The sequence below is a fragment of the Streptomyces sp. NRRL B-1140 genome (assembly GCF_001280065.1).
Classification (GTDB): Bacteria; Actinomycetota; Actinomycetes; order Streptomycetales; family Streptomycetaceae; genus Streptomyces.
This window is the reverse complement of the sequence record NZ_LGEA01000001.1, coordinates 73,891-97,558: the sequence shown is the minus strand read 5'-3', so window position 1 is coordinate 97,558 and position 23,668 is coordinate 73,891. Positions and strand designations below refer to the sequence as shown.

Here is a 23,668-nt window from a genome sequence, read left to right as displayed (position 1 = left end):
CATGAGCCAGCAGGGGGGAAGGCCCACCGGTCACGAGGACGACTGGTGGAGGGAGTTGTACGACGACTCCGCCGACGACACGGGCCCGGCACCGGCGCGGGATTCCCTCGACGACCGGTTCGCGTCGGCGTCGGGGGCGGTGACGGACGGGACCCGGGGGCGGACCGGTTCCTCGGGCCGGTCCGGCTCCTCGGACCGGCCAAGCTCCACGGACCGGCCGGGTTCGTCGGACCGACCGGAGGACCGAACCCTCGCAGCGGGGCCGGTCGTCCCGGCGCCCCGAGCCGGGGCCGACGACATGCCGGACGTCCCCCGCCCGAACAGCGGGCCGCCGCAACGCGCGCCCTGGGAGCCGCCGCGGCCCGGCCCCACCGGGCCGGTGAGCTTCCCGGCCGCGGCGCGCCCACCGCAGCGGCCCGGCCGGCCCGCGGGCCACGCACCCTCGGACGAGCGCCCGGGACCCTCCGCTTACGCGTCGGAGACTTCGGGGCTGCCGCCCGCGCCGACGGTTCCCGACACGGAGACGCCCCGGATCCCGCCGCCTCCCGCGGTCCCTCCGGCCTGGCCGAGCTCCGAGGCCCTCTCGGCCCCTGGGGCCGCCCCGGCGCCGCCAGGCACCGCGCCCGGCGAGTCCGCGCCCCACCCACCCGCCACCGAGCCGGGCCGTGCCGCGTCCCTCACCCCGACCGACCGGCCGCCCGTGCCACCGCGTCCCACCGAAGCGCCGCCCGTGCCACCGCGTCCCACCGAAGCGCCGCCCGAGGCGCCCTCACCCCCGGCCACCGACCCCTCTCCCGACGAACACCGCCCCCGGATCGAGCGCCCCGTGCCCGACTCCCGGTCCCGTGGCCACGTCGGCACCCGGCCGCCCACCTACGACGCCGAACCCACCGCCCTCCCGGCCGCCGATCCGGACGATCTCGGCGACCTCGTGGCGGACACCGTGCTGGACGGGGCCCGGTACGGGGCGTGCACGGTGCGGGCCGTCTCCCTGCGGGGGGACTCCGCGCGGTACCGCGGAGAACCCCGCCGCGACGCGCTGCTCACCGCCCGGTTCGGCGCGGGGGAGCACGCGCTGCTGCTGGTGGCGATGGCGACCGGGGCCAGGGCCACGCCCGGAGCGCACCGGGCCGCCGCCGAGGCCTGTCACTGGATCGGGCGAGCCGTCGGGCGCAGCCACGCACGGCTGGTGGAGGACATAAGGGACGGCCGGCGCGGCGATCTGAAGTCCGGGCTGCACCGGCTCACCGACCGCAGCCTCGGCAAGCTGCGGGCCAGCGCCTCCGAGCAGGGCGTCGACCCCGGGGAGTACGCGGCCAGCCTGCGCTGCCTGCTGCTGTCGGCCGACCCCGAGTGCCGGACCCGGGTGTTCTTCGGGGTCGGACCGGGTGGGCTGTTCCGGCTGCGGGAGGGGGAGTGGCAGGACATCGAGCCGCAGGTCGCCGAGGTCAAGGGCGACCCCGTCATGGGCTTCGGCTCGCCGTCCTCCGAGACTCCCGAGGGCGACCGGCTCACCATGGACCTGGGCATCCCGACGCCGCCCAGCCCGTACGAACCGGCCCCGGCGCCACCCCGCGAGCCCTTCCGCTTCCGCACCTCCGTCGCCCGCCCGGGTGACACGCTCCTGGTGTGCACCGGCGGCCTCGCCGACCCCTTGCGCGGCGAGCCCGAACTGGGCGAGTACCTCGCCGAGCGGTGGTCCCGCCCCGACCCGCCCGGCCTCGCCGCGTTTCTCGCCGACTCCCAGGTACGGGTCAAGGGTTATGCGGACGACCGCACGGCCGCCGCGGTGTGGGAGGCGTGAGCGCCACCGGTGTGACTTGATGGAACCCGGAGGGATCCCAGGAGACCGAAGGGGCAGACGAGAACCATGGCCAAACAGAACGTCGCGGAACAGTTCGTCGACATCCTGACCCGCGCCGGAGTCAAGCGACTGTACGGAGTCGTCGGCGACAGCCTCAACCCGATCGTCGACGCCGTCCGCCGCAACTCCGCCATCGACTGGATCCACGTCCGGCACGAGGAGACCGCCGCCTTCGCCGCGAGCGCCGAGGCGCAGATCACCGGCTCGCTCGCCGCCTGCGCCGGTTCCTGCGGCCCCGGCAACCTCCACCTCATCAACGGTCTCTACGACGCCCACCGCTCCATGGCCCCGGTCCTCGCCCTCGCCTCGCACATCCCCTCCAGCGAGATCGGCCTCGGCTACTTCCAGGAGACCCACCCCGACCGGCTGTTCGCCGAGTGCAGCCACTACAGCGAGATGATCTCCAGCCCGCAGCAGATGCCGCGGCTGCTCCAGACCGCCATCCAGAACGCCGTCGGCCGCAGCGGCGTCAGCGTCGTCACCCTGCCCGGCGACATCGCCGACCGGCCGGCCCCGGAAAAGACCGCCGAGACCGCCCTGGTGACCTCCCGTCCGACGGTCCGACCGGGCGACGCCGAGATCGAACGTCTCGTCGAGATGATCGACGAGGCCGGCAAGGTCACCCTCTTCTGCGGCAGCGGCACGGCCGGAGCGCACGCCGAGGTCATGGAATTCGCCGGGAAGATCAAGTCCCCGGTCGGGCACGCCCTGCGCGGCAAGGAATGGATCCAGTACGACAATCCCTTCGACGTCGGCATGAGCGGACTGCTGGGATACGGGGCCGCCTACGAGGCCACCCACGAGTGCGACCTGCTGATCCTGCTCGGCACCGACTTCCCCTACAACGCCTTCCTCCCCGACGACGTGAAGATCGCCCAGGTCGACGTCCGGCCCGAGAACCTCGGCCGCCGCTCGAAGCTGGACCTCGCGGTTTGGGGGGACGTACGGGAGACACTGCGCTGCCTGATCCCACGGGTGAAGGAGAAGAAGAACCGCCGCTTCCTCGACCGGATGCTCAAGAAGCACGCCGACGCGCTGGAGGGGGTGGTCAAGGCGTACACCCGCAAGGTCGAGAAGCACACGCCGATCCACCCCGAGTACGTGGCGTCCGTGCTCGACGAAGTGGCCGCAGACGACGCCGTGTTCACCGTCGACACCGGTATGTGCAACGTCTGGGCCGCCCGCTACATCTCCCCCAACGGCCGCCGCCGGGTCATCGGTTCCTTCTCGCACGGCTCGATGGCGAACGCGCTGCCCATGGCGATCGGCGCCCAGTTCACCGACCGCAAGCGGCAGGTCGTGTCGATGTCCGGCGACGGCGGCTTCTCCATGCTGATGGGCGACTTCCTGACGCTGGTGCAGTACGACCTGCCCGTGAAGGTCGTCCTGTTCAACAACTCCTCGCTGGGCATGGTCGAGTTGGAGATGCTGGTCGCCGGCCTCCCGTCGTACGGCACCGCCAACAAGAACCCCGACTTCGCCGCCGTCGCCCGCGCCTGCGGTGCGTACGGGGTGCGCGTCGAGAAGCCCAAGGACCTCTCTGGGGCCCTGAAGGACGCTTTCAAGCACAAGGGACCCGCCCTCGTCGACATCGTCACGGATCCCAACGCGCTGTCCATCCCGCCGAAGATCAAGGCCGAGATGGTGACCGGGTTCGCCTTGTCCGCCTCGAAGATGGTGCTGGACGGCGGGGTCGGCCGGATGCTGCAGATGGCCCGCTCCAACCTGCGCAACGTGCCCCGGTTCTGAGAGGGCTCTAGTTGTAGGGCGTCCATCCGCGTGCGGAGGTGTCGTACACGTAGCGGGGCAGGCCCTTGATGCCGCTGGTCCGGAACGGGCGGCCGTCGTCGTCGATCCGGACCGTCCCCCTGCGGCCCTGGGAGGACCAGTCCAGCTCCAGGTACCAGCGGCAGTCGCACCCTTGCGTCCGGGCGTTGACCAGCAGCACCTCGGGATCCTGGGCGGAGACGCGGTAGGGCATGCGCATCGCCGGGATCGGCGTACCGGTGTCGTTCCCGGCGACCGCTCGGGCGATGGGGCGGTCCTTGTCCAGATTGACGTCGAAGGAGCGCGGGGTGACGGCACCCCCGCAGCCCCGGTCCATGGCATACGAGTTGCCCTGTGCCGGGGCCGTCCGTCCCACCACGCGCACGCGCAGCGCCTCCAGTACGACGGCCGTGTCGGTGCGCCCCTGCACGGACAACCGCACGAGCGTCTCGCCGCCGTGCACCGCGTTCTGCGACGCCGCCCAGACTCCGGCGTCCTGCGGCACCGGCGGCGGTGGGACCTGCGCGGGCGGCTTGGCGACGACGTAGTCGTGACCGCAGCCGAGCTTCCAGGCCTGGGAGTCGGCGGACCAGGTCAGGGGTGGGGCGGAGGTGCCCCCGCTTGGAGGTGAGGCGGTGCGGGTGGAAGGGGACGGGGAGGGCTTCGGCTGCTCCGGGGTGGCGGAGGGTGAGGAACGCCGGGGAGCGGGGGATGTGCCGTTCGGGGTGGGGGAGGGGCTCTTTTGGTGCGGCCCTTGCGTCGTCGCCGTACCGGTGGAGGCCGGGCCGGTCACAGGCGTCCGGTCGCCGGTGGTCGTACGCCGGTCGTCCGGCAGCGCGGCGAGGCTCGCGAGCACCGCGAGGGCCGCGCAGGCGGCGGCCAGTCCGGCCGCGACGCTTCTGCGGCGATACCAGGGGCGGCCAGGGGTCGTGTCCGCCTCCGCGGTGTCCGTGTTCGTGTCCGGGTGCGTGTCCGTCTCCGCGCCTGCTTCCGCCGTACCGGCAGCGTTCGCCGTCCGGGGGCGCTGCCGCGCCGCCACGGCCAGGAGCCAGCGGCGGTGCAGTTCCAGACGTTCCTCCGGTGACGCCCCGCACAGGGCGGCGAAGCGCTCCACCGGGGCGAAATCGACGGGGACCGCGTCGCCCGCGCAATAGCGGTGCAGCGTCGAGGTGTTCATGGCCAGGCGGCGGGCCAGCGAACCGTAACTTCGGTCCGTGCGCTCCTTGAACGTCCTCAGCAGCGCCGCGAACTCCCCGACGTCGTCGACGTCGTGCTGTGCCGACACCGTTCCCCCGCTCCGTAGCTCCGAACCCGCCCGGAACGGCATCCCAGGCGCCCCATGTACCTGCACGTCAGACGGGCTGGGATGGTTCCACCGGGCCCGATCGGATGCGGGCTGTTGCATCCGGGCCGTGGGACCGCTGATGCTCTTGGTGTCGCACCGGCCGGGCCCGGGCCGACCAGCCGGCCTGGCCGCGGCATCCTCATCCACGCACTCACCCACGGGGGAACACCCATGCCCATGCGCATGCGAGCAAGCGCTCTCACCGCACTCGCCGTAGCCGCCCTCGCGGCGGGCACGGTCATCACGGCACCGGCCGCCGGTGCCGCGCCGAAGGCCACCGCACCGAAGTTCCTGTCGGCGTCCCAATTGCCGCCGCACCCGACGTCGGCCTGGACCGCCGGCCCGGTCACCGAAGGGTTCCCGGAGGGACTCGGCTTCTGTGTGAGTACGGAGGGCGTGCCCTCCTACGACTACCGGCACCGGGAGTTCCGCACCGATCTGGACACGGGCGCCGTGCAGTTGACCGTCGTGGCGGACACAGCCGCCCTGGCCAAGGCCTTGGCGAAGCACTACGACGACCTGATCCGCACCTGCGCCGACCGCATCGAGAAGAACGACCCGGACGTCGAGGCCGAGGGCCGGGACTACGGTTCGCTGCCCGTCGAGGAAGGCGCCCGGGTCCGGGGCCTGCACACCGAGACGTCCTGGGGCGCCACGGACATCTCGCTGCTGTCCGTCGGCCGGGACGGCAGGACCGTCACCGTCGTGTCGTGGGGCCAGATGGGCGACTTCGACGACGCCCCCGTCGCCGCCTTCAAGAAGACGACGACCACCGCCGTCGACAAGCTGTACTGACCGGGCGTCCGCCGGAAGACCGGGGCCGTCCTCCCGCCACGGGGGTGGGGAGGACGGCCCCGTACCGGTTGCGGCGCCCGTCAAGACCGTCGTACTTCGGCCAACTTCACCGGAGCGCCCCGCAGGGGGGCGGTCGCCCCGGTGCTTCGCCGCGTACGCAGGGATCGGCAGCCGGCCGTCGGCTCATCGTCCGATCTCCGGCGGTCAGGATCCGTCCGGGGACGATGACCGGCTACCCTCTTGTCCCCCTCCCCTCCGTCGCCGTACCGCTCGGTGGCCCGCCGCCCGGGCCGCCCGGCCTGTTCCGGTGGCCGAACACCCGGTCGTCGACGATCCGGCATGACTGCCGCGTGTGCGATGGGGCATGGATCCCCGTGAACGTGTTCGAGCAGGAGGGGAACCGACATCGGCGCGCGGGCGGGGGTCATGGAGAGGCAGGCACGACGAGGCGGTCCCATAGCGATCGGGGGCTTCTCGGCGAAGACGGTGGAGGACAGGACCGACGATGTCAGGGAACACGATGAGGCGCCGCAGTTGAGGCGCCGGCTGGGACGGGCGGACCTGCGGGCCGTCCCGGAAGCCCGCAGGGCGCTGCGGGAACTGCTCGGGCAGTGGGGGAAGCACGGGCAGTCCGACGTGGCCGAACTGCTCACCAGCGAGCTCGTCACCAACGCGATCGTGCACACCGACCACGACGCGGTCCTCACGGCCACCGTCGGGCCCCGCGGACTGCGGGTGGAGGTCCGGGACTTCGTCGCGCGCAGACCACGAATGCGCGCACCGGTCGCCGACGAGGGGACGAACGGCAGGGGCCTGTTCCTGGTGCAGTCCCTCGCCGACGCCTGGGGTGTCCGGCCGCACGGCGTGGGCAAGGCCGTCTGGTTCGAGCTGGAGGCCGGGGCGGCGTGAACGCCGAAGGGGCGTGGCCCGCAGGCCACGCCCCTTCGCCGTTCCGTCACGGCTCGGCTAACCGAACTGCTGCTCAAGGTCCTTGAGCTTGCGCTCCAGGGAGTCCAGACGGGGCAGCGCCATGGTGTCGTCCTCCGCGGTGAGGTCGACGGTCACCGGATCAGCTCCTTTGCGGACCGGCTGAAGGGAGGGACGCGAGCGCACGGGCAGGGGCTCCGGCGCGGATATGGCAGGCTCCGCGGAGACCTGCGAGGAGCCGCGCTCCACCTGCACCTCCAGCTGCCGCCCGCCGCCGCGGCCGAAGTGGCCCCGGTGACCGCGGCTGATCGCCTTCAGCTGGGCCCGCTCCACGCGCTGCTGGTCGCGCCGGCGCTGCCGGGTCTCTTCCTTCTTGCGCTTGTCGTCGCGCACCTCGTCGACCGCCTCGTCCAGGCTGCGCACACCCTCGAGGAGCATCAGCGACCAGGCACGATAGGTCTCCCGGGGGGCCCGCAGCCAGCGCACCATGCGGATCTGGGGCAGCGGACGGGGCACCAGGCCCTGCTCCCGCAGGGCGGCGCGGCGGGTCTGCTTCAGGGCGCGGTCGAACAGGACCGCCGCCGACAGGGACATGCCCGCGAAGAAGTGGGGGGCACCCGCGTGGCCGACGCCCCGGGGCGCGTGCACCCAGTTGAACCAGGCCGCGGCGAAGGCGAACGTCCAGACCAGTATCCGGGAGCCGAGAGCGGCGTCACCATGACTGGCCTCGCGCACCGCGAGGACGGAGCAGAACATCGCGGCGCCGTCCAGGCCGAACGGCACGAGGTACTGCCAGCCGCCCGAAAGCCCGAGGTTCTGCTCGCCGAAGCCGACCAGGCCGTGGAAGGAGAGCAGGGCGGCGACGGCCGCACAGCAGAAGAGGAGGAGGTAGGAGAGGGTGCCGTAGAGGGCTTCCTTGCGTCTGCGTCGTTCCTCGCTGCGCTCCCAGGAGTCGTCCGCGCTCGTGTCCTTGACCGAGGAGCGCTTGCCGCGCGCGAGCACCGCCACCGCCGCCAGCATGCCCAGGAGAAGCACGGCGCCCGGAAGCAGCCAGTTCAGCGATATGTCGGTCAGTCTCATCTGGGTGGTCCCTTGCATTGGGATAGGGCGTAACGCCCGCCATAGTGGCCCAATCGCACCGACCCTCAGGGGGTTTCGGGGCAAGAGGCCGCCAAGGAAGTGCAAGGGAATGCCCAGGGCAGCGATCTGCTCGAACTGCCGCTTGAGGCTCGGAAGTTGAGTTCGAACAAGACTACCCGCACGAGTGGTTCTCCGGAAAGTTCCCGTGACACGTGGGGATGATGTGAATCGCCCGTGGGCAGGCCGGTGCCCGCTGCCCGTGCCGCGATGATCTTAGGGGACGGCGGGGAGCCGGATCCCCCCGTCGCTCAACCGGCCGTCGCCAGCAGCTTGGTGACGCGGTCCGTGTCGCAGGTGCGCGGGCAGGTCGCGCAGGTGTCCTCCGGGCGCAGCGTGTAGAACATGCAGCAGCTCGCCCGGTCGCGGGTGAGCAGGGGCTCGCCGCCCGGGCCGGTCAGCTCCCGGAACGCCGCCGTGCCGACGTACGGCTTGGTCGCCCCCGGCAGGAGCAGCTCCAGCTCGCGCATCGCACGCCGCTCCTCGATCTCGCCGAGCAGTTGGGCGACGTACCACAGCCCTTCGACGATCTCGTCGGTGGCCATACCCCACAGGGCGCGCCCGCGGCGCCGCATCCGGGGGCCGAAACCGGCCAGCACCGGTTCCAGGTGCTCGGCGACCGCCGCCCGTACCTCCGCCCGCAGCGCCTCCTCGTCGGGGACGACCCGGGCGCCGGGCAGCGCGGCCGCCTCGTCGCCGGGCAGGCAGGCGAAGCCGGCGGGGCGGACGGCGAGGTGCCCGAGGGCGTGGCCCGGGGCGGTGCGGTCGTAGGAGACATGGGTCACGGGGTAGCGGGGGACCCGGCGGTGCAGGAACCACGGCACGGTGATCAGGAGGCAGGCGGGCCAGGCGTAGCGGTGCAGGCCGAAGCCGGCGACGACGTCGGGGCGGGCCTGCGCGTCGTAGTCCCGCCGGATCTGGTCCACGTCCCACGCCAGGAAGCGGTCCAGGGCGGGGCCGGCCGCCGCGAGGTCGGCGGCGGTGGTCCAGCCGCGGCCGTGCGGGGTCTCGTCCGAGGCGTCCAGTTCGGTGACGGCGAGCCCCGGGAGGACCTCGGCCAGCCGGGTGTAGGCGCCGGAGACGGCCGAAAGGGGCGCAGGCATGTGATCACCGATCCGTCGGGTGAAACGGGGTTCTGGGAGGTAAGCCTAACCTTACTCAAGATCTTGAAAAGTTGAACGAAGATGTGAACTCGGAGCCGGGGCGCTTATGGTGCTTGACGGACGAGTAACAACCCGCCGTAATGACGCCAAGTACCGATACGTCCGGAGGAGGACCCGTGAGGCAGGGAGCGCAGGGCTCCGCGGAAACGGGGACTCCGTGGGCGGCGGGCCCGTCCGGGTCGGGCGCGCCGTCCAGGGCGAGTGGCCCGTCCGGGCAGGTTCGGGTGCCGCGGCAGGCCGGGGACGTGCGGGGCGAGCACACGCACAGTGAGCCGCCCGCGCCGGTCGCTCCGCGGGGCAGGCCGGTGGTCCAGCGGGCCTCGGTGCGCGGGCAGATCCTGGACGCGCTGCGGGCCGCACTGGTGGCGGGGGACCTGCGGCCCGGGGAGGTGTACTCGGCGCCGGTGCTGGGCGAGCGGTTCGGGGTGTCGGCGACACCGGTCCGGGAGGCCATGCAGCAACTGGCTCTCGAAGGGGCCGTCGAGGTCGTGCCCAACCGTGGGTTCCGGGTGGTCGAGCGGGGTGTGCGGGAACTGGGCGAGCTGGCCGAGGTCCGGTCGCTGATCGAGGTACCGGTGATGCTGCGGCTGGCCCGTACCGTGCCGTCCGAACGCTGGGCCGAGTTGCGGCCCCTCGCCGAGGCGACGGTCCGCGCGGCGTCCTCGGGCTGCCGCGCGACCTACGCGGAGTCCGACCGGGGATTCCACCGGGCTGTGCTGTCCCTCTCGGGCAACGTGCAGCTGGTCCGGATCGCGGAGGACCTGCACCGCAGGGCGCAGTGGCCGCTGGTCGGAGTCGGGCGGGGGGTGCGGGGGCGTGCCGAGCTGCTGGCGGACGCGCATGAGCACACGGCGCTGCTGGACGCACTGGTCGCGCGCGATCTGGATGTGGTGCGGGCGCTGGTGGGTGAGCATTTCACGGGGGCGGCTGCGGCCGGCTGAGTGTGGCTCACCCTTCAAGCCGTCGCCGCCGGCGGTACCGGTGGGGCCAACTGGCGGGCCAGCCACGTCGGTACGCCGCCCAGGAGGCGGAACAGCCGGCGGGCCTCCTCCCGCAGCCGCGACGCCTCCGGCTCCGTCTCGGTGTCGGCGAGGGACACCAGTGCCGGGGCCGTGCCGACGAGATAGCCCAGCTCCTCCCGGATCCGCAGCGACTCCGCGAACCCGTGCCGCGCCTCCGCCAGCTCCCCTTCGCGCAGGGCGAGTCCGGCCATGTGACGCCAGGTGAACGACAGCAGCAGCGGGTCGGAGTGCGCCGTCGCGCCCGCGTGGGCACGCCGGTACGCGGCGCGGGCGGCCTGGGGCGCGCTCGTCAGGTTCTCGGCCAGGAGTCCGCGCCGGAAGTCGAGCAGCGCCCGCGCCGGAGCCCCCGGAGCAACCAGGGCCGCCGCCCGGCCGAGCGCGGCCCGTGCCTCGTCGGCCCGGTCCCGGACGGCGAGCACGGTCGCCGCGTAGGCCAAGTACCCGCGTTCACAAGCGGCCGCGCCTCGTTCGTCGTCGCTGTGGGCCAACGCCTCGGCCGTGCGCAGCGCGTCCTCGGCCTCTTCCCAGCCCTGCTCGGTGTACAGACACCGTTCGACCAGCAGCGCCGCGCGCTGCAGCGCCGCCGCCGGTGTGGCCGGCAGCAGCAGGGCGGCCGCGTCGGCCCAGCACCCGCGGGAGCGCAGCCGCCATACCGCGGTCTGGAGGGGATCGTCACCGGCGGTCGTTCCGTTACCAGACATGGCGGTATGCGCCACGTTGCCCTCCCCGAGCACGCCATCGAGCTGTTGAGTGGTGGCGGCATCTCAGCATGAATCGGCGGGCCGGGCCAAGGGGGTGGGTGAAGGATTTCACAAAGTCGTGGGACGCGAGGGTGCCCGGGGTTTGCCCCCGGGACACCCCGCGTATCAGCTCATGCGCAGTGCCAGGAAGAAGTCCAGCTTGTCCTCGAGGCGTGACAGGTCACGGCTCGTCAACTGCTCGATCCGCCCGACCCGGTAGCGCAGCGTGTTGACGTGCAGGTGCAGACGGGTGGCACAGCGGGTCCAGGAACCGTCGCAGTCGAGGAAAACCTCCAGCGTCGGGATCAGCTCGGCGCGGTGGCGGCGGTCGTAGTCCCGCAGGGGGTCCAGGAGGCGGGCCGTGAAAGCGCGGCGGACGTCGTCCGGGACGAAGGGCAGGAGCAGGACGTGCGAGGCCAGTTCCTGGTGGCCCGCCGCGCAGACCCGGCCCGGGCGGGCCGCGGCGACGCGCCGGGCGTGGCGTGCCTCCTCCAGCGCGCCGCGCAGCCCCTCCGCCGAGTGGACGGCCGCGCTGACGCCCAGGGTGAGCCGGCCGTCGTCGTCGAGGCCGGCCGTGAGGGGGTCCCGGACCGACGCCAGGAGCGTGTCCGCGAGGACGCCCGCCTCCGAGCCGTCGTGCTCCGTCGAGACGGCCGGGAGGGGGACCAGGGCGATGGCCTCGTCGCCCGTGTGGGCCACCGCGATGCGGTCGGAGTGCTCCGGGCCCGCGACCGCCGGATCGACGAGGACCTCCTCCAGCAGGGCCTGTGCCACCGGGCCGCCCTCGATCTCCCCGCCCTCCCAGTCCACGCGGGCCACGACCACCTGCCAGTGCGGTGCGGCGCCCAGACCGGGCAGCAGCACCGGCGCGGCCACGCGCAGGCGGGCGGCGATCTCGGCGGGTGCCGCGCCCGTCTGGACCAGTTCCAGGACCTCCTGGGCCAGGCGGCGGCGGACCGTGCGGGCCGCGTCACGGCGGTCCCGCTCGACCGCGATCAGCTGGGTCACGCCGTAGAGCAGGTCCAGGCGCTCCTCGGGCCAGTCCCCGGCGTCCGCCTCCACGGCCAGCAGCCAGTCCGCGAGGACGGTCTCGCGCACGTCCCGGGCCGACTGCGGGGAACGGCCCGTGGAGCGGACCGGGAACAGGGAGTACGTCGTGGCGCCCAGGACGACGCGGTGGGGGCCGCGGCGGCCCGTCCGGGTGGCGGCCAGGTGCTCCCCGGCGAGCCGGGCGCACGTCTCGGCCGGCAGGGCGGGACCCGTCGCCTTCGAGCCCGCGATCAGGCGGCCGGTGGGGGACAGGACCCAGGCCCGCAGGTCCAGGTCCGAGCCGAGCAGGTCCAGCACCACGTCGGGGCCGCCGCCCGCCGGGCCCGCCGTCATCATGCGGCGGTGGCGGTCGACCACCGCCGCGAGGTCCCCGGCGCGCTCGCCGGAGACCTGCCGTACGACGTGCTCGGTGATCGTCGCGAACGCCACCGACTCGTGGACCGCGAAGAGCGGGAGGCGGTGGCGGGCGCAGGCCACGACCAGGTCCTCCGGCACGTCGCCGAGCTCGGCCTCGCCGGCGGCGAGCGCCGTCACACCCGCCTGCACCAGGATCCGGACGAACGGTTCCGAGTCGCCCGCGTTCCGTCGCCAGGCCAGGCCCGTGAGCACCAGTTCGCCGCCCGCGAGGTAGCGGCTGGGGTCGCGCAGGTCGGTGGTCATCACACCCCGCACGGTGCGGTCCAGCTCGTCCTCGCCGTCGAGCAGCTTGAGGCCCAGCGCGTCGGTGTCCAGCAGTGCGCGCAGCCGCATTCTCGTCGCCGCCGTTCTTTGTCTCGAAATCAAGCCCTGCCCCGGCTGTGTTCCAGGTCACGCGGTCGCGTCGCGCGTTTCCACAGGAGAACGAGGAGGTTTCCACGGGCCTCCGTTCATACGAATCTACAAGATGCCTGCCCTGGCCAGCCAACTCCTTCATGGTTTCCGTGACTGACTCGCTTGGCGCAGCGCGCTGTGTACTGAGGCCACTACGCGTGAACAGCACATGAACGAGCCGGGACCGCCGCACACGGATTGGCTCAATCTGAACGCCCCACGAGAAGACGAAGAAGAGAGCCGGTCATGGACTTCCTTCGCCCCGCCAGCTGGGAGGAGGCGCTCGCCGCGAAGGCCGAGCACCCCACAGCTGTGCCGATTGCGGGTGGCACCGACGTGATGGTCGAGATCAACTTCGACCACCGCCGGCCCGAGTACCTCCTGGACCTGAACCGCATCGGCGAGCTGTCCGAGTGGGAGGTCGGCGGGGAGAGCGTGCGGCTCGGTGCCTCCGTGCCGTACACGCAGATCATGGAGAACCTGCGCGCCGAGCTGCCGGGTCTCGCCCTCGCCTCGCACACGGTCGCCTCCCCGCAGATCCGCAACCGCGGCGGCGTCGGCGGCAACCTCGGCACCGCCTCCCCGGCCGGGGACGCCCACCCCCCGCTGCTCGCCGCGGGCGCCGAGGTGGAGGTGGAGTCGGTGCGCGGGAGCCGTCTCATCCCGATCGACGCGTTCTACACGGGCGTGAAGCGCAACGCGCTGGCGGCCGACGAGCTGATCCGCGCCGTGCACGTGAAGAAGGCCGACGGGCCGCAGCAGTTCTCCAAGGTGGGCACCAGGAACGCGATGGTCATCGCCGTGTGCGCCTTCGGGCTCGCGCTGCACCCCGGGACGCGGACCGTGCGGACCGGGATCGGCTCGGCCGCCCCGACACCCGTCCGGGCCAAGGCAGCCGAGGAGTTTTTGAACGCCGCGCTGGAGGAGGGCGGCTTCTGGGACAACGGCAAGATCATCACCCCGTCGGTCGCCAAGCAGTTCGCGGACCTGTGCTCCGCCGCCTGCAACCCCATCGACGACGTCCGCGGCACCGCGAGCTACCGCCGCCACGCGGTCGGCGTCATGGCACGCCGCACGCTGACCTGGACCTGGGAGTCCTACCGCGGCACCCGCCGCCTCACCGAGGGAGCTGCGTGATGCGCGTCAACTTCACGGTCAACGGCCGTCAGCAGGAAGCCGACGACGTGTGGGAGGGCGAGTCCCTGCTGTACGTGCTGAGGGAACGGCTCGGGCTGCCGGGCTCGAAGAACGCCTGCGAGCAGGGCGAGTGCGGCTCGTGCACGGTCCGTCTGGACGGCGTGCCGGTGTGCTCCTGCCTGGTCGCCGCCGGGCAGGTGGAGGGCCGCGAGGTCGTCACCGTCGAGGGGCTCGCCGACTTCGCCAAACAGCGCGCCGAGGGCGGCTGCGCGTCCGGCGCCTGCGGTACGTCGTTGCAGAGCGCCCAGGCGTGGGACGCCAAGGGCACCGACTCGCAGACCGGCGAGGGCGGCGAACTGTCCGCGATCCAGCAGGCGTTCATCGACGCCGGCGCCGTGCAGTGCGGCTTCTGCACACCGGGTCTGCTGGTCGCGGCCGACGAGATGCTGGAGCGCAACCCGAACCCGAGCGACGCGGACATCCGCGAGGCCCTGTCGGGCAACCTGTGCCGCTGCACCGGCTACGAGAAGATCATGGACGCGGTCCGCCTCGCGGCCGCCCGGCAGTCAGAGGCGGTCTGATCATGGCTTCTCCCAGCGGAACCCCCACGAAGATCACCCAGGGCTCCCGGACCAAGGGCGGCATCGGCGAGTCCACGCTCCGCCCCGACGGCATCCTCAAGGTCACCGGAGAGTTCGCGTACTCGTCCGACATGTGGCACGAGGACATGCTGTGGGGACAGATCCTCCGCTCGACCGTCGCGCACGCCGAGATCGTGTCCATCGACACGAGCGAGGCCCTGGCCATGCCCGGCGTGTATGCCGTCATGACCTACGACGACCTGCCGACCGACGTGAGGAACTACGGGCTGGAGATCCAGGACACCCCGGTCCTCGCCCACGGCAAGGTCCGCCACCACGGCGAGCCGGTCGCCATCGTCGCCGCCGACCACCCGGAGACCGCGCGCCGGGCCGCCGCGAAGATCAAGGTCGACTACCGCGCACTGCCCGTCATCACCGACGAGGCCTCCGCCACCGCCCCGGACGCCCTCCTCGTCCACGAGAACCGCGACGACCACCACGCGGGCCACGTCCCGCACCCGAACATCGTCCACCGCCAGCCGATCGTCCGCGGTGACGTCGCCGCGGCACGCGAGCGGGCCGACGTGATCGTCACCGGCGAGTACACCTTCGGCATGCAGGACCAGGCCTTCCTCGGCCCCGAGTCGGGACTCGCCGTGCCGGAGGAGGACGGCGGCGTCCACCTCTACATCGCCACCCAGTGGCTGCACAGCGACCTGCGCCAGATGGCGCCCGTGCTGGGCCTGCCCGAGGACAAGGTGCGCATGACGCTGTCCGGCGTCGGAGGCGCGTTCGGCGGCCGCGAGGACCTGTCGATGCAGATCCACGCCTGCCTGCTCGCCCTGCGCACCGGCAAGCCCGTCAAGATCGTCTACAACCGTTTCGAGTCGTTCTTCGGGCACGTCCACCGCCACCCCGCGAAGCTGTCCTACGAGCACGGGGCCACCAAGGACGGCAAGCTCACCCACATGAAGTGCCGGATCGTCCTGGACGGCGGCGCCTACGCCTCCGCCTCCCCGGCCGTCGTCGGCAACGCCTCCTCCCTGTCCGTCGGGCCGTACGTGGTCGAGGACGTGGACATCGAGGCCATCGCCCTCTACACCAACAACCCGCCCTGCGGCGCGATGCGCGGCTTCGGCGCGGTCCAGGCGTGCTTCGCCTACGAGGCGCAGATGGACAAGCTCGCCGCGAAGCTCGGCATGGACCCGGTGGAGTTCCGCCGGCTCAACGCCATGGAACAGGGCACACTCCTGCCGACCGGCCAGCCCGTCGACTCCCCGGCCCCCGTCGCCGAACTGCTGCGCCGCGTCAAGGCGATGCCGATGCCGCCGGAGCGCCAGTGGGAGTCCAGCGCGGGCGCCGACGTACGGCAGCTGCCGGGCGGCCTGTCCAACACCACGCACGGCGAAGGCGTCGTACGCGGGGTCGGCTACGCGGTCGGCATCAAGAACGTGGGTTTCTCCGAGGGCTTCGACGACTACTCCACCGCCAAGGTGCGCATGGAGGTCGTCGCCGGCGAGCCGGTCGCCACCGTGCACACCGCCATGGCGGAGGTCGGCCAGGGCGGCGTCACCGTCCACGCGCAGATCGCCCGCACCGAGCTGGGCGTCACGCAGGTGACCATCCACCCGGCCGACACCCAGGTGGGCAGCGCCGGTTCGACGTCGGCCTCCCGGCAGACGTACGTCACCGGCGGCGCGGTGAAGAACTCCTGCGAGCTGGTCCGCGAGAAGGTCCTGGAGATCGGGCGCCGCAAGTTCGGCTCCTACCACCCGGCCTGGGCGACGGCCGAACTGCTCCTGGAGGGCGGCAAGGTCGTCACGGACGGCGGTGAGGTCCTCTCCGACCTGGTCGACGTCCTGGAGGACGAGGCCGTCGAGGTCGAGGCGGAGTGGCGGCACCGGCCGACCGAGCCCTTCGACCTGCGCACCGGCCAGGGCAACGGGCACGTGCAGTACTCCTTCGCCGCCCACCGGGCCGTCGTCGAGGTCGACACCGAGCTCGGCCTGGTCAAGGTCATCGAACTGGCCTGCGCCCAGGACGTCGGCAAGGCGCTCAACCCGCTGTCGGTACTCGGCCAGATCCAGGGCGGGACCACGCAGGGCCTGGGCGTGGCGGTCATGGAGGAGATCGTCGTCGACCCGAAGACGGCGAAGGTCAAGAACCCCTCCTTCACCGACTACCTGATCCCCACCATCCTCGACACGCCGACCATCCCGGTCGACGTCCTCGAACTCGCCGACGAGCACGCCCCGTACGGGCTGCGCGGCATCGGCGAGGCGCCCACCCTGTCGTCGACTCCGGCGGTCCTCGCGGCGATCCGCGCGGCGACCGGTCTGGAGCTGAACAGGACACCGGTCCGCCCCGAGCACCTGACCGGCACACAGCTCTCCGAGGGCTGAGCAGTCACGTCGCCCTGGGGGGCTTCGTCCCCCAGGGCTCCTTGTTCGTCTCGGGCCGTCCCCCGGGTCGTGAACATCCCAACCCCCTTTGAAACTTGGGAGACGGCACCCATGACCCAGCAGTCCACAGAGCCGAGGACCACAGCCGACGACGCGGGTGAAGGCACCCGCGTCCCGGCCGGACGGTCCTGGCTCGACCGGTACTTCCACATATCCCACAGAGGGTCCAGCGTCGCCCGCGAAGTGCGCGGCGGCGTCACGACCTTCATGGCGATGGCGTACATCCTCCTGCTCAACCCCCTGATCCTGTCTGGCAAGGACGCGGCCGGGGACACGCTCGCCCAGCCGGCCCTGATCACCGCGACCGCGTTCGCGGCGGCCTTCACCACCCTGCTGATGGGCTTCGTCGGCAAGGTGCCGCTGGCGCTCGCCGCCGGCCTCTCCGTCTCCGGCGTGCTCGCCTCCCAGGTCGCACCCCAGATGACCTGGCCGCAGGCGATGGGCATGTGCGTGATGTACGGCGTGGTCATCATGCTGCTGGTCGTCACCGGACTGCGCGAGATGATCATGAACGCGATCCCGCTCGCGCTCAAGCACGGCATCACCATGGGCATCGGCCTGTTCATCGCCCTCATCGGTTTCTACAAGTCCGGCTTCGTGCACCAGGGCAAGGCCACGCCCCTCGCGCTCGGCCCGGCGGGCGAACTGGCCGGCTGGCCCGTGCTGCTCTTCGCCGGGACCCTGCTGCTGATCTTCATGCTCCAGGCCCGGAACGTCCCGGGCGCCATCCTCATCGGCATCCTCAGCGGCACGGTCGTCGCGGCGATCCTGAACGCCGCCGGCGTCATCGACCCCCGGCAGTGGGCGGGCGGCGCTCCGGAACTGCACGGCAGCGCCGTCTCCATGCCCGACTTCTCCCTCTTCGGGGACGTGCGGTTCGGCGGCTGGGGCGAGGTCGGCGCGATGACGGTCGGCATGATCGTCTTCACGCTGGTGCTCGCCGGGTTCTTCGACGCGATGGCCACCATCATCGGCGTCGGCACCGAGGCGAAGCTCGCCGACGACAAGGGCCGCATGCCGGGCCTGTCCAAGGCGCTGTTCATCGACGGAGCCGGCGGCGCGATCGGAGGCGTGTCCGGCGGTTCGGGGCAGACGGTGTTCATCGAGTCGGCCACGGGCGTCGGCGAGGGCGCCCGCACCGGCCTCGCCTCGGTCGTGACGGGCCTGTTCTTCGCGGCCTGCCTGTTCTTCACCCCGCTCACGGCGATCGTGCCGCAGGAGGTGGCGTCCGCCGCCCTCGTCGTCATCGGCGCCATGATGCTGATGAACGCCCGGCACGTGGACTGGGCCGACCGGGCCACCGCCGTCCCGGTGTTCCTCACGGTCGTGCTGATGCCGTTCACGTACACCATCACCACCGGTGTCGCCGCGGGCGTCATCTCCTACGCCGCCATCAAGACCGCCCAGGGCAGGTGGCGGGAGATCGGCGCCTTCATGTGGATCCTCACGGCGGTGTTCCTCGTGTACTTCGCCCTCAACCCGATCGAGAGCTGGCTGGGCGTCCACTGACGCCCCGGCCGCCGCAACCCCAAGGAGACCGAGACAGATGCTGGACATCGCCGAGGAGCTGAACCGGTGGGTCGAGCAGGGCCGTGACTTCGCCGTCGCCACCGTGGTGGCCGTCGGCGGCAGCGCGCCCCGGCAGCCCGGCGCCGCGCTCGCGGTGGACACCGAGGGCACGGCGATCGGCTCGGTCTCCGGGGGCTGCGTCGAGGGCGCGGTCTACGAACTGTGCGAACAGGCGCTGCGGGACGGCGAAACCGTCCTGGAGCGCTTCGGCTACAGCGACGACGACGCCTTCGCCGTGGGCCTGACCTGCGGCGGCGTCATCGACATCCTGGTCACCCCGGTACGGGCCGGCGATCCGGTCCGCCCGGTGGTCGCGTCCGCGCTCACCGCCGCCGCCCGAGGGGAGGCGGCGGCGGTGGCGCGGATCGTGTCGGGCCCGCGCGAACTGACGGGCCGGGCCCTGGTGGTCCGCCCCGACGGTTCCCACGAGGGCGGCTTCGGCGGCCATCCGGAACTGGACCGCACGGTCGCCGCCGAGGCCGGCGCCTATCTGGACGCCGGCCGCACGGGCACCCTGGAGATCGGCGAGCAGGGCTCTCGCTGCGGAGCCCCGCTCACGGTCCTGGTGGAGTCCTCGGTCCCCGCGCCCCGCATGATCGTGTTCGGCGCCATCGACTTCGCCTCCGCACTGGTCCGGATGGGCAAGTTCCTCGGCTACCACGTCACGGTGTGCGACGCGCGCCCCGTCTTCGCCACCCGGACGCGCTTCCCGGAGGCCGACGAGATCGTGGCCGACTGGCCCCACCGCTACCTGGAGGGCACCGACGTCGACGCCCGCACGGTCCTGTGCGTGCTGACCCACGACGCCAAGTTCGACGTGCCCCTGCTGAAGCTGGCGCTGCGGCTGCCGGTGGCGTACGTCGGTGCCATGGGGTCCAGGCGCACCCACCTGGACCGCAATGCCCGGCTGCGTGAAGTCGGCGTCAGCGACATGGAGTTGAGCCGGCTGCACTCGCCGATCGGTCTGGACCTCGGGGCCCGCACGCCCGAGGAGACGGCTCTGTCGATCGCGTCGGAGATCGTCGCCGGACGGCGTGGGGGCAGCGGGGTCTCCCTGACCGGGGCGCACACGCCGATCCACCACGAGCCGGACCCGGGCACCGTCGGGCGGATCGGGTCGGTGGCCTGAGACCCCGGCCGGGCGGGCCGCGTCCGCGGCCGGTGCGTCAGGGCTGTCGGAGCAGATGGTTCAGGGCCCGCCCGAACACGTACCGGGAGGAACGCCGCAGCGCGCCGTCCAGGAGCGACGGCAGGAACCGGACCCGGATCTCCTCCCGCCAGATCACCCGCGTACGGCCTCCCGGCCCGGGCCGCACCTCGAGTTCGGCCCACCCCAGCACCACCCTGCCGCGCTTCTCCAGCCGGCACATCCCCGCCGCCCCGCCCCCGGGCGGCTGCCACACGGTGACCTCCATCGGGTCGTCGAAGACCAGCGGCCCCACGCCCGAGCGGGCCACGACGAGCGTGCCCTCGCGTGTCGGCTCGTGCGGCACGACCCTGACCACCGTGAGCGGCACCACGTCACCGTGCCGGTGCCATCGTGTGATCCGCCGCCACGCCTCGTCGAGGGGGAGCGGGGCCGTGCGTTCGAGCAGGAAGTTCGCCACGGCACGATCGTAGGGAACCCACGGGGCGTTACCGGTACACCTCGCCCGGCTCGGCCTTCCCCGGTGCCAGGAGTTGAGGCACCGTCACGAAGACGAAGCCGCGTTCCTTCAAGGCGTCGATGATTCCCGGCACCGCCGGCACCGTGCCGTCGTAGAGGTCGTGGAGGAGGATGATCCCGTCCCGGGAGGACTGGGCGAGGACGCGGCGGGTGATCAGGTCGGAGTCGGTCGTCCGGTAGTCCTTGGCGGTCACGCTCCACAGCACCTCGGCCAGGCCGAGTTCGCGGCAGATGGCGTGCACGGTGTCGTCGGTGCGGCCCTGCGGAGGGCGCATCAGGGTCGGGCGCCGGCCGGTGAGGCGCTCTATCTCCTGGTTGGGGCGTTCCAGCTCCTCGCGTATCTCCTCGGGTCTCAGCCGGGTCAGGATCTTGTGGTCCCAGGTGTGGCTGGCCACATCGTGGCCCTCGTCGGCCATGCGCCGTACCAGCTCCGGGTACTTCTCGATGTGCCGCTTGCCGAGGAGGAAGAAGGTCGCCGGCACCTGCTTGTCCTTCAGGATGTCCAGCAGTCGCGCGGAGTGCTCGCTCGGTCCGGCGTCGAAGGTGAGTGCGATGCACTTGACCTCGCGGCAGTCCACGGTGCCGAAGCGGGCCGGCTGCACGTCCTCGGCCGGGCGGGCCCGGACTGCGCTGGGAGCCGTGGTGTCGGTTCCCGCGCAGCCGCTCAGGGCGAGGGTGAGGGCGGCGATCGCCGTGAGTGTTCCGGCAGTTCGGAACGGGGGCCCCGTTTTCTTCATCTTCTTGGTCAGAGAAGGCATGTCGGGACTATACATTGCGTGTATATACGCGGTTTATAGTCGCCGAGGTGTTCCCCGACGGGCCCGACGCGGTGTTTGGGGGAGCCGTACCGCGGCACTCGCCAGCACGGCAGTCCGCGTACGCCGCCGGAGGGAGGGCCGCCCGTATGACCCCGTACGCCGTCGTGATCCCCACTCTCGTGCCGGACACCCTCGCCGACTGTCTCGGCGCGCTCGCGGCCGCGACCGGACCGCGCCCCGAGGAGATCGTCCTGGTCGACGACCGGGCCGATCCCGAACCCGGGCCGCTGCGGCACCCGTTGAGCGTCCTCGGCGACCTGGGGGAGCGGACCACCGTGCTGGGCGGCGGCGGTCGTGGGCCCGCCGCCGCCCGCAACACCGGGCTGCGCGCCGTGCACACACCGTGGACCGTGTTCCTCGACGACGACGTCCAGGTGGGAGCCCACTGGTGCGAGCAGCTGGCCGAGGACCTCGCCGGGGCGTCCCCCGACACCGCGGGCGTCCAGGGCGTCCTCGCCGTGCCGCTGCCCGGCGAACGCCGTCCCACCGACTGGGAACGCGGCACGGCCGGACTCGTCCGGGCCCACTGGGTCACCGCCGACATGGCCTACCGCACCGAGGTCCTCAAGGAGGTCGGCGGCTTCGACGAACGCTTCCGGCGCGCCTTCCGCGAGGACGCCGACCTCGCGCTGCGCGTCCTCGACGCGGGCTGGCGCATCCGGCAGGGCCGCCGTACCACCCGCCACCCCCTGCACGGCGCCTCCCGCTGGGCTTCCGTGCGCCAGCAGCGCGGCAACGCCGACGACGCCCTGATGCGGCATCTGCACGGCCCCGACTGGTGGGACAAGGCCGTCGCGCCGCGCGGCCGGATCCGCACCCACGCGGCCATCACGACCGCCGGTCTCGCCGCCTGCGCCCTCGCCGCCGCCGGGCACGGCCGGGCGGCCACGGCCTGTGCGCTCGGCTGGGCGGCGGGCACGGCGGAGTTCGCCCGCGCCCGTATCGTCCCCGGTCCGCGCACCCGCCACGAGGTCACGACGATGCTGGCGACCAGCGTGCTCATCCCGCCCACCGCGACCTGGCACCGGCTGGCAGGTGCCTGGCACCACCGTCACACCCCCGCCTGGCAGGAGGAGGCCACCCCGTGAGCCCGGTGAAGGCCGTGCTGTTCGACCGCGACGGCACGCTCGTCGAGGACGTCCCGAACAACGCCGACCCCGACCGTGTACGCCCCGTCGAGGGCGCTCGCGAGGCGCTTTCGCTGCTGCGGGAGCGCGGCATCCGCACCGGTGCCGTCACCGACCAGCCGGGTGTCGCGGGCGGGCTGCTCACCGACGCCGACGTGCGGCGGGTCAACCACCGCGTGGACGAACTCCTCGGCCCCTTCGACGTGTTCGCCGTCTGCCCGCACGGCCCGGACGACGGCTGTCACTGCCGCAGGCCGCAGCCCGGCATGTTGCTGTGGGCGGGCGGCCGGATCTGCACCGGGCCCGCCGAACTCGCCGTCATCGGCTCCACCGCTGCGGACGCCGAGGCCGCGCGCCGGGCGGGCGCGCACGGCATCCTGGTCCCGGACGGGCACACGCGCCCCGAGGAGGCCGCCCGGGCCGACCACGTCGCCCCGGACCTGCTCACCGCGGTCCGGGCGCTGCTGGACGGACCACCGAAGGGCCGCGTCCTCGCCGACGAACGCCCCATCCGGCAGGCGTTCACGACGGGCCCGTGAACCGGCCCGGACCCGGGTGGCCACAGGCCACGGCCGTTACCGCATCGAGTACACCGAGGCCCGTGCCCGAGTGCTGACCCGTGACGGCCGCGGAAGTGCCGCACGGCACCCGATGAGCGGGTCTGCGGCGGCGGAGCCGGGCCGGGCGCGGCAGGCTGCTGGCATGACCTCGGATCCGGCGGCGCAGCCCGCCCGCCCCCGTCTCATCGTCCTTCGGGCCCTCGGACTCGGGGACCTGCTCGCCGGTGTTCCCGCGCTGCGCGCGCTGCGGCGGGCCCATCCGGGGCACGAACTCGTGCTGGCGGCACCCGCCGAGCTCGCGCCGGTCGCGGCCGCCACGGGGGCCGTGGACCGGCTGCTGCCCGCGAGTGCCCCCGGCCGGGCCGTCCCGCCCACGCTCGACTGGACCGGCCCGCCCCCGGACATCGCCGTCGACCTGCATGGCAACGGCCCGCCCAGCCACCGGCTGCTCCTGAGCCTGCGCCCGCACAGACTGCTCGCCTTCGCCCACCCGGAGCTGCCCGGCGTCGAAGGGCCGCCCTGGTACCCGGAGGAGCATGAACGCGACCGCTGGTGCCGGCTGCTGCGGGCCTACGGCATCGACGCCGACCCGGGCGACCTGTCGCTGCCCCGCCCGCGTACGGCGTCCCCGGCGCCCGGGGCGGCCGTACTGCATCCCGGCGCCGGGTCGCCCGCGCGCCGCTGGCCCGTCGAGCGGTACGCGGCCGTCGCGGCCGACTTGCGGGCCCGGGGCCTGCGGGTCGTGGTGACGGGAGGTGCGGCCGAGAACGACCTGGTGGCCCGGCTCGCCAAGGAGGCCGGCCTGCCGGACACCGACGTGTTCGGCGGCGGCCTGCCGTTCGAACGGCTGTCCGCGCTGGTCGCCGGTGCCTACGCCGTGATCAGTGGCGACACCGGCATCGCCCACCTCGCCGTCGCCCACGGCACGCGCTCCGTCACCCTGTTCGGCCCGGTCGCGCCGAGCCGCTGGGGCCCGCCGCCCGACCCGCGCCACCGTGCCCTGTGGTACGGCCCGGAGGGCGATCCGCACGGTCGCCGCCCCGACCCGGCGCTGCTGCGCATCACCGCCGACGACGTACTGCGCGCCGTCGGCGAACTGCCCGGCCCACAGTGGCCGTAGCGGCCCGC

General features: G+C 72.8%; 20 protein-coding genes. 13 read left to right on the top strand and 7 right to left on the bottom strand.

From position 1 onward, the window contains the following. Nucleotide 1: 1 nt before the first annotated feature. Together ADK65_RS36670 and ADK65_RS00420 are read left to right on the top strand one after the other, a co-directional pair. Nucleotides 2-1,804 carry a protein phosphatase 2C domain-containing protein gene (locus tag ADK65_RS36670; RefSeq protein ID WP_078955741.1) on the top strand — a complete coding sequence of 601 codons (1,803 nt, stop codon included), beginning with the start codon at nt 2-4 and terminating at the stop codon, nt 1,802-1,804. A gap of 66 nt (nt 1,805-1,870) precedes the next feature. Next, nucleotides 1,871-3,613, top strand: a complete 1,743-nt coding sequence (locus ADK65_RS00420; protein ID WP_053667717.1) for a pyruvate dehydrogenase — start codon at nt 1,871-1,873, stop codon at nt 3,611-3,613. Nucleotides 3,614-3,620: 7 nt separating this feature from the next. Here ADK65_RS00420 and ADK65_RS00415 read toward each other — a convergent pair whose 3' ends face one another. After that, nucleotides 3,621-4,916, bottom strand: coding sequence for a helix-turn-helix domain-containing protein (locus ADK65_RS00415; protein WP_053667716.1), 1,296 nt, complete (start codon nt 4,914-4,916; stop codon nt 3,621-3,623). A 231-nt stretch (nt 4,917-5,147) separates the two neighbouring features. Between ADK65_RS00415 and ADK65_RS00410 the strand changes: the two genes are divergently transcribed. Both ADK65_RS00410 and ADK65_RS00405 read left to right on the top strand, forming a co-directional pair. Beyond that, nucleotides 5,148-5,771, top strand: coding sequence for a hypothetical protein (locus ADK65_RS00410; protein ID WP_053667715.1), 624 nt, complete (start codon nt 5,148-5,150; stop codon nt 5,769-5,771). Between the two features lie 426 nt (nt 5,772-6,197). After that, the gene (locus tag ADK65_RS00405) at nt 6,198-6,680 is read left to right on the top strand and encodes an ATP-binding protein (RefSeq protein ID WP_053667714.1); all 483 of its coding nucleotides are present in this window, start codon (nt 6,198-6,200) and stop codon (nt 6,678-6,680) included. A 57-nt stretch (nt 6,681-6,737) separates the two neighbouring features. Here the strand turns inward: ADK65_RS00405 and ADK65_RS00400 are convergent, their stop codons facing one another. Together ADK65_RS00400 and ADK65_RS00395 are read right to left on the bottom strand one after the other, a co-directional pair. Next, nucleotides 6,738-7,778, bottom strand: coding sequence for a DUF2637 domain-containing protein (locus ADK65_RS00400; protein ID WP_053667713.1), 1,041 nt, complete (start codon nt 7,776-7,778; stop codon nt 6,738-6,740). A 308-nt stretch (nt 7,779-8,086) separates the two neighbouring features. After that, nucleotides 8,087-8,938, bottom strand: coding sequence for a (2Fe-2S)-binding protein (locus tag ADK65_RS00395; RefSeq protein WP_053667712.1), 852 nt, complete (start codon nt 8,936-8,938; stop codon nt 8,087-8,089). A 176-nt stretch (nt 8,939-9,114) separates the two neighbouring features. On the opposite strand from ADK65_RS00395, the gene ADK65_RS00390 reads away from it, so the two are divergent. Further along, complete coding sequence (locus tag ADK65_RS00390) at nt 9,115-9,939, top strand: GntR family transcriptional regulator (RefSeq protein ID WP_053667711.1); 825 nt, start codon at nt 9,115-9,117, stop codon at nt 9,937-9,939. Between the two features lie 14 nt (nt 9,940-9,953). On the opposite strand, the gene ADK65_RS00385 is transcribed toward ADK65_RS00390, so the two are convergent. Both ADK65_RS00385 and ADK65_RS00380 read right to left on the bottom strand, forming a co-directional pair. After that, on the bottom strand, nt 9,954-10,721 hold the full coding sequence (locus tag ADK65_RS00385; RefSeq protein WP_324614225.1) for a hypothetical protein: 768 nt from the start codon (nt 10,719-10,721) through the stop codon (nt 9,954-9,956). Between the two features lie 165 nt (nt 10,722-10,886). After that, nucleotides 10,887-12,560, bottom strand: coding sequence for a PucR family transcriptional regulator (locus ADK65_RS00380; protein ID WP_053667710.1), 1,674 nt, complete (start codon nt 12,558-12,560; stop codon nt 10,887-10,889). A 306-nt stretch (nt 12,561-12,866) separates the two neighbouring features. Here ADK65_RS00380 and ADK65_RS00375 point away from each other — a divergent pair, with 306 nt between their 5' ends. The 5 genes from ADK65_RS00375 to ADK65_RS00355 all read left to right on the top strand — a co-directional run bounded on the left by ADK65_RS00375 (nt 12,867) and on the right by ADK65_RS00355 (nt 19,498). Beyond that, nucleotides 12,867-13,757 carry an FAD binding domain-containing protein gene (locus ADK65_RS00375; RefSeq protein WP_053667709.1) on the top strand — a complete coding sequence of 297 codons (891 nt, stop codon included), beginning with the start codon at nt 12,867-12,869 and terminating at the stop codon, nt 13,755-13,757. Then, nucleotides 13,757-14,338, top strand: coding sequence for a (2Fe-2S)-binding protein (locus tag ADK65_RS00370; protein ID WP_053667708.1), 582 nt, complete (start codon nt 13,757-13,759; stop codon nt 14,336-14,338). Before ADK65_RS00375 ends, ADK65_RS00370 begins: the two co-directional genes overlap by 1 nt. 2 nt (nt 14,339-14,340) lie before the next feature. After that, nucleotides 14,341-16,740, top strand: coding sequence for a xanthine dehydrogenase family protein molybdopterin-binding subunit (locus tag ADK65_RS00365; RefSeq protein ID WP_053667707.1), 2,400 nt, complete (start codon nt 14,341-14,343; stop codon nt 16,738-16,740). 111 nt (nt 16,741-16,851) lie between these two features. Continuing rightward, nucleotides 16,852-18,309 (top strand): NCS2 family permease, encoded by a 1,458-nt coding sequence (locus ADK65_RS00360; RefSeq protein WP_053667706.1) that lies wholly within the window; start codon nt 16,852-16,854, stop codon nt 18,307-18,309. 37 nt (nt 18,310-18,346) lie between these two features. Continuing rightward, nucleotides 18,347-19,498, top strand: coding sequence for an XdhC family protein (locus tag ADK65_RS00355; RefSeq protein ID WP_053667705.1), 1,152 nt, complete (start codon nt 18,347-18,349; stop codon nt 19,496-19,498). 37 nt (nt 19,499-19,535) lie between these two features. On the opposite strand, the gene ADK65_RS00350 is transcribed toward ADK65_RS00355, so the two are convergent. Continuing rightward, nucleotides 19,536-19,976: a hypothetical protein gene (locus tag ADK65_RS00350; RefSeq protein WP_053667704.1), complete on the bottom strand. Its 441-nt coding sequence runs from the start codon at nt 19,974-19,976 to the stop codon at nt 19,536-19,538. 28 nt (nt 19,977-20,004) lie between these two features. Then, entirely contained in the window at nt 20,005-20,793 is a 789-nt protein-coding gene (locus tag ADK65_RS00345; protein ID WP_420708930.1) for a polysaccharide deacetylase family protein, read from the bottom strand. Between the two features lie 146 nt (nt 20,794-20,939). Here ADK65_RS00345 and ADK65_RS00340 point away from each other — a divergent pair, with 146 nt between their 5' ends. The 3 genes from ADK65_RS00340 to ADK65_RS00330 all read left to right on the top strand — a co-directional run bounded on the left by ADK65_RS00340 (nt 20,940) and on the right by ADK65_RS00330 (nt 23,660). Beyond that, the gene (locus ADK65_RS00340) at nt 20,940-21,941 is read left to right on the top strand and encodes a glycosyltransferase family 2 protein (RefSeq protein ID WP_053667702.1); all 1,002 of its coding nucleotides are present in this window, start codon (nt 20,940-20,942) and stop codon (nt 21,939-21,941) included. After that, nucleotides 21,938-22,519: an HAD family hydrolase gene (locus ADK65_RS00335; RefSeq protein WP_053667701.1), complete on the top strand. Its 582-nt coding sequence runs from the start codon at nt 21,938-21,940 to the stop codon at nt 22,517-22,519. The genes ADK65_RS00340 and ADK65_RS00335 overlap by 4 nt, the downstream gene beginning before the upstream one ends. A gap of 163 nt (nt 22,520-22,682) precedes the next feature. Next, complete coding sequence (locus tag ADK65_RS00330; RefSeq protein WP_053667700.1) at nt 22,683-23,660, top strand: glycosyltransferase family 9 protein; 978 nt, start codon at nt 22,683-22,685, stop codon at nt 23,658-23,660. Nucleotides 23,661-23,668 lie beyond the last annotated feature (8 nt).